This is a genomic window from Cognatiluteimonas telluris (assembly GCF_011320095.1).
In the GTDB taxonomy this organism is placed as follows: Bacteria; Pseudomonadota; Gammaproteobacteria; order Xanthomonadales; family Xanthomonadaceae; genus Cognatiluteimonas; species Cognatiluteimonas telluris.
This window is the reverse complement of the sequence record NZ_JAANOY010000046.1, coordinates 1-8179: the sequence shown is the minus strand read 5'-3', so window position 1 is coordinate 8179 and position 8179 is coordinate 1. Positions and strand designations below refer to the sequence as shown.

Here is an 8179-nt window from a genome sequence, read left to right as displayed (position 1 = left end):
CGGCCAGCGCCTGGACCCCGGAGGCCGCGGCGACGGGCGTCGCCTCGCGCAGCACGGCCCGGGCCAGCGGATGCTCGCTGCCGGCCTGCAGGGCGGCGGCCAGGGCGACCAGGGCTTCGCGGTCGCCATCCGCCGCGAGCGCCTCGACCAGCCGCGGCCGGCCCGCGGTGAGCGTGCCGGTCTTGTCGAACGCGACGATCGCGATGCCACGCGCAAGTTCGAGCGCCTCGGCATCCTTGATCAGGATGCCGGCGCGCGCGGCGACACCGGTCCCGGCCATGATCGCCGTCGGCGTGGCCAGTCCGAGCGCGCAGGGGCAGGCGATCACGAGCACGGCCACGGCATTGAGGATCGCGGCGTTCCAGTCGTGCGTCGCCAGCCCCCATCCACCCAACGTGAGCAGTGCCAGCGCGACGACGATCGGCACGAAGATCGCGCTCACGCGATCGACGATCTTCTGGATCGGCGCTTTTTTCGCCTGCGCGTCCTCGACCAGGCGGATGATCCGCGCCAGCGCGGTCTCGGCGCCGACCGCCAGGGTCTGGACCACGACGACGCCCTCGCCGTTGACCGCACCGCCGGTGACGCGGTCGCCGATGTCCTTGGCCACCGGCAGCGACTCGCCGGTGATCAGCGATTCGTCCGCGTGCGTGCGGCCTTCGACCAGTTGGCCGTCGACCGGAAAGCGCTCGCCCGCGCGCACCACCACCCGGTCGCCGGCGCGCACCTGCGCCACCGGGACATCGATGTCTCCCCCGGGACGACGCACGCGGGCCGTCGTCGGCCTGAGCGCCTGCAGCGCACGGATCGCCCCGGTGGTCTGCCGCTTGGCGCGCGCCTCGAGGAACCTGCCGAGCAGGATCAGGGTGATGATCGCCGCCGAGGTCTCGAAATACAGGCCGGCCGCACCAGCCCGGGTCGCCGGCTGCAGCAGGTGGTACACGCTCAACCCGTAGCCTGCCGACGTCCCCAGCGCCACCAGCAGGTCCATGTTGCCGGTGCCGGCACGCAACGCGTTCCATCCGGCGCGATAGAAGCGCGCCCCGAGCCAGAACTGCACCGGCGTGGCCAGCAGGAACTGGATCCACCCGGGCAGCATCCATGATTGTCCGAGCGCCATGGCGACCATCGGCACGATCAGCGGCGCGGTCAGCAACGCCGCGACCAGCAGGTGCCGGACATCGCGCGATTGCCAGCCGCGCGCGGCCGCCGTCGCCGGTGCATCGGCGCCTTCGTCCGCGAGCACATGGGCGATGTAGCCGGCCTCCTTCACGGCATCGAGCAACCGCGCCACGTCGGGCGCGCCGGCGGTATGGACGCGCGCGCGCTCGGTGGCCAGGTTGACGGTGGCATCCAGCACGCCGGGGACACGCGCGAGCGCGCGCTCCACGCGGCCGGCGCACGAGGCGCAGGTCATGCCTTCGATGGCCAGCCCGGTGTCCTGCGTCGCCAGGTGGTACCCGGCCTGCTCGATGGCCTGGCGGACATCGGCCAGCGTGGGCAGCCCGGCGCCACGGACCTCGGCGGTCTCGGTGGCGAAGTTGACGGTGGCGTCGTCCACGCCCGGCAGTTGACTGAGCGCGCGCTCCACCCGCCCGGCGCACGAGGCGCAGGTCATCCCCTCGATCGGCAAACGCAGCGTGCTGCCTGCAATCGCATTCATGGCGGGGGTCTCCTGTTGGATGCGTGCAGCCTCGGCCTTCCCCTCGTGGGAAGGTCAAACGCTGGGCCGCGACCGGCTCACCCGCGTGCCCGCTTGACCTTCCCCCCACGGGAAGCCTGACGCTGCGCCGTGCCGGATCCACCGGCGCGGAGGCCGACGATGCAACTCAAGGTAGAAGGCATGACGTGTGGACATTGCGAGCGCGCAATCGGCAACGCGATCGCCGCGCTTGGCGGCTCGGCCGTGGTGGATCGGGCGAAGGAAACCGTGGACGTGCGCGGCATCGAGGATGCCGCGCACGCGCGCCGGGCGATCGAGGCCCAAGGCTACCGGGTGGTGGACGCGCCATGAGCGCGGAGCGCGCGCCGATGGCGGCCCTGGCCGCGATCGGGAAATTAGCCATCGCGGTGACGGATGTCGGATCATCCCCACGGCAGCCGACGTGCGCCCGCGCCCTTCCCCAACCCGCAGGAGTCAGCCGATGAACCGCGCGTTGCTGCCTGCCATCGCCCTGGCAGTCACATTGACGGCCTTGCCGGCGTCCGCGCAGCACCTGCACGACGCGGACATCGCCGCGCCGGCAACGCCGACGACGCCCTCCCCGCCAGCGCCCGACCACGCGATGGCGGGATCGGCCATGGCCTCCATGCCGGACATGGCCTCCATGCCCGACATGGCGCACACGCACACGCCACGGGTGATGCAGGGCGCGTTGGGTCCGTACCCGATGGCTCGCGAGGGTTCGGGCACGTCGTGGCAGCCCGACACCTCCGCGCACGCGGGCCTGCACCGCATGGATGGCGACTGGATGCTGATGGCGCACGGCGTGCTCGACGTCGTCGGCGACCACCAGTCCGGTCCGCGCGGCGGCGAGGCCACGTTCGCCTCCGGCATGCTGATGGGCATGGCGCGGCGTCCGCTCGGCGGCGGCACGCTGCAGCTCAAGGCCATGCTCAGTCCCGATCCCGCGATGGGCCCGCGTGGCTATCCGTTGCTGCTGGCTTCCGGGGAGACCGCCAACGGCGTCGACCACCTGGTCGACCGGCAGCACCCGCACGATGCGGTGATGGAACTGTCCGCGTCGCTGTCGCACGGCATCGGGAACTCGAGCAGCGTATTCGCCTACGCCGGCCTGCCTGGCGAACCCGCCTTCGGCCCGCCCGCCTTCATGCATCGCGAAGCGATCCGGGATTCGCCCGAGGCGCCGATCAGCCATCACTGGCTGGATTCGACCCACATCAGCATGGGCGTGGCGACCGCGGGCGTGGTGCTGGGCCGCGCCAAGTTCGAACTCAGTCGCTTCAACGCCCGCGAGCCCGACCAGCATCGCTGGAACGTCGAGACCGGCGCGCTGGACTCCACCGCGATCCGAGCCTCCTGGAACCCGCTCGACTCGATCGCATTGCAGGCCAGCTGGGGCCGGTTCCAGGATCCCGAGCAACTCGAGCCCGGCGTGGACCAGACGCGCTGGTCGGCCAGCGCGCTGTTCGCGCGCGACGTGGCGCCCGGATGGAAATTGGCCAGTACCCTGGCCTGGGGCCGCAAGTCGACCGACCACCATGGCGCGCGCCAGGACGACAATGCCTTCGCGGCGGAAGCCTCGCTGGCGCATGGCGCCTGGACGCTGTTCGGACGCGCCGAGTCGACGCAGAACCGGGAGCTGGTCGAACGCGAAGACGGACATGGCATCGCGCATCGCGTGGGCAAGCTGTCGCTGGGCGTCGTGCGCGACGCCAGGATCGCCGAGCATCTTTCCGTGGGCGTAGGCGGCCTGGTCGCGGTCAACTTCCTGCCCGATGCGCTGCGCGCGGCGTACGGCGGATCGCATCCGCTGGGGATGATGGGGTTCGTGCGGCTGGTGCTGGATTGACTGCCGGCGCATTGGCGGGCGCGGGGCCGGGCCCGCACGCGTTGGCCAGCGCGAACCGCATGCCGTTGCGCGCACGCGCCAGGCGCTAGGCTCGGGCTCCTCCATCGAGCGCATCGATCCAGGGCCATGCCGGACCAACCGCACGCCATCGTCGTCATCGGAGTCGCCGGCAGCGGCAAGACCACGGTCGCACGTGCACTCGCGCAGCGCTGCGGGCTGGATTTCCTGGATGCCGACGACCTGCACGGCGCCGACGCAAAAGCACAGATGGCCGCCGGCGTGCCCTTGACCGACGCGCAGCGCGAACCGTGGGTGGACGCACTTGCCCGGGCACTGCGCGCCCGCGCGCGACAAGGTCGATCATCGGTGCTGGCGTACTCGGGCCTGCGCGCGGCGCATCGGCAGCGCCTGCGCGACAGCGGGGTACCGATGCGCTTCATCTTCCTGCATGCGGCGCCCGCGGCGATCGCCGCGCGGCTGGCGTTGCGCCACGACCACTTCCTGCCGGCGGAGCTGCTCGACAGCCAACTCCAGGCCTTGCAGCCGCCCACCGCGGAACGCGACGTGGTCGCGGTGGAGGCCGGCGGTTCGCGTGCCAGCGTGCTGGATGCCGTGTTGGCGGCGGTGCGGGCACCGTAGCGGGAGGCCTTCCGTCGCGCCTGGTCGACGCAAGCCGTGCGTGCGTGGCGCGCGTGCACGGCGCGTTCTACTGAGCGCCTGTCGCGAGGGCATCGAGTTGCGCGATGCGGCGCCCATAGGCGTGCTGCAGGCAACGCGCGTCGCGGCAGTTGTCCCGCTGGTCGCGCCAGGCCGCCTGCTCGCGCTGCAGCGCACGCGGATCGTCGACCGTGTCGCGCGCCCGCGTGACCGCCTGCGAGAGCCGGTGGTCCATCGCCGACAGCCCCGGATCCGCGCACACCAGCCGGTCCGCGCGCGAGGCCGCCTGGCTGCAATCGGAGATGCGCTCCACGTGTGGGCGCAGCACGACGCGGGCGACCAGTGCCGACGCGCGTGCCAGCAGCGATCGGCGCGGCGCCGGCGGCGGACGCCACCGGGCCGGCAGCGCGTAATCGCGGCAGGACTGCGCGAAGAAGGCGAGGTTGGCTGCCTTCTCCGCGGGATCGTCCCGCGCCACCAGCCCGGCGCAGGCCAGCTGGCGCGCGCGCTCGGGATCGACGACCTCCGCTTCCGGCGTTGCCCGCGTCACGGGCACGCCCGCCTCGGGCCGCGCAGGCGACACCGTCGATGGCATCCGCGTCGCGGTATGCGCTGCGCGCGCGGGAGTTGCCGAGGACGTCGCCGCGGATGCAAGCGCCGGTGACCGGATCCCCACCGTCGACGCCAGCGGTTCATCGCCCGCTGCCATGGCGGTCGCGCGGGAGACCGGCCGCACGTCGCGCCGCCCGTCGGCAACCGAAGTCGCGTATTCCGCGCTGGCCGGGCGCGACGCGTGGCCGTCGCGCGGCGCATCGGATCGGGGCAACGACGCCACGCGCGGGCTGTCGACAGCATCGCGCGCTGGCCGCACCGGCGATGTTCGCGGGGAGGGCATGATCGGCGTGCCCGCCCCGGTGTCGTCCGCGTCCGCGTCGGCGTCGGCAAAAGTGCGCGCGGGCATCGGCGTCGTGAGGTTGAGCAGGATGCGCTCGCGGCTGTCGCCCGGGCGCCAGAACAACACCCCCGGCATCGCCTTGGGCACCTCGAAGGCGATCTTGCCGCGGATGGCCTGCGATGGCGCCAGTACCTGCAGGCTGAGATAGTCGTCGCTGAGCAGCGTTTCGGGCTGGTCGAACACCCGCTGTCCGGATTCGTCCATCGCCACCAGCGTGCCTTCCGACAACACGCGTGGCTGGCTGTCCGGGTTGCTCACGCTCACATCAAGCACCACGAACTGCGCGCCGGGCGCGGCCTGCCGGGTTTCCATCGAGGCCGTCGTCAGGCGTGGCACCAGGTGCGCGGCATTGACCGTCCACGCCAGCGGCGTGCGCGCCTGCGACGACGCCTGCGCCTGGGCGCCATGGCCATGGCGCGGAGCGCAGCCGGGCAACCCGCACAGCAGGCCGACCAGCGCCAGCATCGCCGCGGCGCGCGCGCAACGATCCGCATGCGACGCGGGGCGTGTCCGTGCAATGGCTGGCATGGGCACCTGCATGCCGACAGTGTCCACGCGGGGGATGAATTCAAACGCAACCGGTGCAACCGCCGCGTTGCGCGGATCTCGCACTCGACCTTGCCTCCACGTCGCTGAATGCGTCGCGCAGCCGATGCCGCGGGCTTGCGGGTATGCGTCGCCATGCCGGCGGCGGTGGGACCGCATTCATTGCAGAATGCTCCAATGGCGCCGGCGCAACCGGCCATGAGCCCGGCATCGACCCACGGGGGACGGAATGAATTACCAGGCAATGGCGGTGGACGCGGCAACCGGCGACGTCGACGATTCGGTGTTCCGGCTGCTGGTGGACGCGGTCAGCGACTACGCGATCATCCTGCTCGACCCCGACGGCCGGATCCGCAGCTGGAATGCCGGCGCCGAGCGCATCGAGGGCTATCTTGCCGAAGAGATCATCGGCCGCAATTTTTCGATCTTCTATCCTGGCGACCTCGTCGCCGAAGGCCGGCCGGCACACGAACTCGGGATCGCCGCCGAGGCCGGCCGTTTTGAACACGAAGGCTGGCGCCTGCGCAAGGATGGCAGCCGCTTCTGGGCCGATGTGGTCATCACCGCGCTGCGCGACGCGGGCGGCCGCCTGCTCGGTTTCTCCAAGATCACCCGCGACCTGAGCGAGCGGCGCGAGCAGGACGAACTGCTGCGTCGCAGCGAGGAGCGCTTCCGGCTGCTGGTCGAAGGCGTCCGCGACTATGCGATCTTCATGCTCGACCCGGACGGCCACGTCGCCAGCTGGAACGAGGGCGCCAGGCAGACCAAGGGTTACGAGGCCGAGGAGATCATCGGCCGGCATTTCTCGGCGTTCTACCCGCAGGAGCAGATCGACCACGACTGGCCGGGGCAGGAACTGCAGTTCGCGCTGGCGCGCGGTAGTTTCGAGGACGAAGGCTGGCGCCTGCGCAAGGATGGTTCGCGCTTCTGGGCGAGCGTGGTGATCACCGCGCTGCATGACGATAACGGCAAACACATCGGATTCGCCAAGGTCACCCGCGACCTCACCGAGCGCCGTCGCATCCGCATCCTGGAAGACGAAGGCCGGCGCATCACCACGTTCATCGCGATGCTGGGCCATGAACTGCGCAATCCACTGGCGCCGATCATGAACGCGGTCTCGATCATGCAGCTCGAGCACCTGGAGTCGGCACGCCTGCGCATGTGCCGCGACATCATCGCCCGGCAACTGCAGCAGATGGTGCGGCTGATCGACGACCTGCTGGATGTGGGCCGCATCACCAGCGGCAAGATCACCCTGGATTTCCAGCCGGTGCCGCTGGCCGAGGTCGTCAACGATGCGCTGGAAATGGTGCAGCCGATGATCGACCAGCACCAGCACCAGCTCACGGTCTCGCTGGCCGGCGAACCGGCGTGGATCATGGGCGATCGCGCGCGGCTGCTGCAGATCGTCAGCAACCTGCTCAACAACGCCGCCAAGTACACCCCGCCAGGTGGGCGGATCGCGGTCACGCTGCGCCGCACCGGCGGCAATGCCGAGATCAGCGTCAGGGACAATGGCCTGGGCATCGATCCGCGCTACCTCAAGGACATCTTCAACGTCTTCGTGCAGGTCACGCACCAGCCCGAGATCGGCGGCCTTGGATTGGGCCTGAGCCTGGTGCAGCAACTGGTGACGCTGCATCGCGGCGAAGTGAGCGCCTTCAGCACCGGCGAACCGGGCAAGGGCAGCGAGTTCATCGTCCGCCTGCCTTTGATCACCACGTCGGTGGACTGAGCGCACACGCGACCTGTGCGCCGACGCGCGGGCGGGCAGGCGGCCGTGCGCCAGCCAGCGGATCCATCTCGACAGTTCGCGGCCCGCGTGGCAGGCAAACCGGTGCTCGCGTCGGCTACCATCGCCAACGCCCCACCCGCGTCGATGCCTGCGCCGTCACGCGTCCGATGCCTGGTTCGAATTCCACCGTCGCCCGAGGCACGCCGCGATCATCACGACCCACGCCACGACCGCCATCGCCCGATGCATCGTCGGCGCCTGCCTGTCGATCGCCGCGCTGGCGGCCCTGCCGGGCTGCGGCAAACAGGCCGAGCCCGTGACGATGCCGGCCACGATCGCCGCCAGCGCGGCGCCCCCACTGGCGCCACCGCCGACCCGCGCCAGTCGCGACAGTCGCGCGCAGGCGAGCCTGGCCGCCGCCATCGCCCGCGACGCCTCGGCACGCGCCGACCGCGAGCAGACCTTGCGCGTCCAGCAGCAGCTGCGCGCCCAGCAACGGGCACGCGAGGCGGCAGGCAAGCGCACCGGCGACGAACGCTGCCTGGCCGGGCAGCGGATGCGCCGCGTGGCCAACGGTTGGGTCCAGGCCGGATCGTGTTGAGGCGGTGGCCGCAACCGCAGGGCGGTCCCGGGCCCGCGCTGCGCCCACCACCACGCCGCCGTGCCCGGCCGCGCGGTCGCCATCGCCCGAGCGGTTGCGGCCGCCTCGTGGCGGCGCCCACGGCGCCATTGCGCCGTTCCGTCGCCGCC

The 8179-nt window shown here is 71.4% G+C and carries 7 protein-coding genes; 5 read left to right on the top strand and 2 right to left on the bottom strand.

Annotated elements, in window-relative coordinates:
• The coding region (locus G7B67_RS12465) for a heavy metal translocating P-type ATPase (RefSeq protein WP_166212910.1) at positions 1 to 1663 on the bottom strand (1663 nt) is incomplete at its 3' end.
• A gap of 159 nt (positions 1664 to 1822) precedes the next feature.
• Here G7B67_RS12465 and G7B67_RS12460 point away from each other — a divergent pair.
• The 3 genes from G7B67_RS12460 to G7B67_RS12450 all read left to right on the top strand — a co-directional run bounded on the left by G7B67_RS12460 (position 1823) and on the right by G7B67_RS12450 (position 4172).
• Complete coding sequence (locus G7B67_RS12460) at positions 1823 to 2014, top strand: cation transporter (protein WP_166212908.1); 192 nt, start codon at positions 1823 to 1825, stop codon at positions 2012 to 2014.
• 130 nt (positions 2015 to 2144) lie between these two features.
• Positions 2145 to 3533 carry a hypothetical protein gene (locus G7B67_RS12455; RefSeq protein WP_166212906.1) on the top strand — a complete coding sequence of 463 codons (1389 nt, stop codon included), beginning with the start codon at positions 2145 to 2147 and terminating at the stop codon, positions 3531 to 3533.
• 126 nt (positions 3534 to 3659) lie between these two features.
• Positions 3660 to 4172, top strand: coding sequence for a gluconokinase (locus G7B67_RS12450; RefSeq protein WP_166212904.1), 513 nt, complete (start codon positions 3660 to 3662; stop codon positions 4170 to 4172).
• 67 nt (positions 4173 to 4239) lie between these two features.
• On the opposite strand, the gene G7B67_RS12445 is transcribed toward G7B67_RS12450, so the two are convergent.
• A complete protein-coding gene (locus tag G7B67_RS12445) occupies positions 4240 to 5685 on the bottom strand; it encodes a DUF4352 domain-containing protein (protein ID WP_166212902.1) in 1446 nt (481 codons plus the stop codon).
• Positions 5686 to 5920: 235 nt separating this feature from the next.
• Between G7B67_RS12445 and G7B67_RS12440 the strand changes: the two genes are divergently transcribed.
• Together G7B67_RS12440 and G7B67_RS12435 are read left to right on the top strand one after the other, a co-directional pair.
• Positions 5921 to 7429 (top strand): sensor histidine kinase, encoded by a 1509-nt coding sequence (locus G7B67_RS12440; RefSeq protein ID WP_166212900.1) that lies wholly within the window; start codon positions 5921 to 5923, stop codon positions 7427 to 7429.
• Positions 7430 to 7745: 316 nt separating this feature from the next.
• On the top strand, positions 7746 to 8030 hold the full coding sequence (locus G7B67_RS12435; protein ID WP_166212898.1) for a hypothetical protein: 285 nt from the start codon (positions 7746 to 7748) through the stop codon (positions 8028 to 8030).
• The last annotated feature ends 149 nt before the right edge of the window (positions 8031 to 8179 follow it).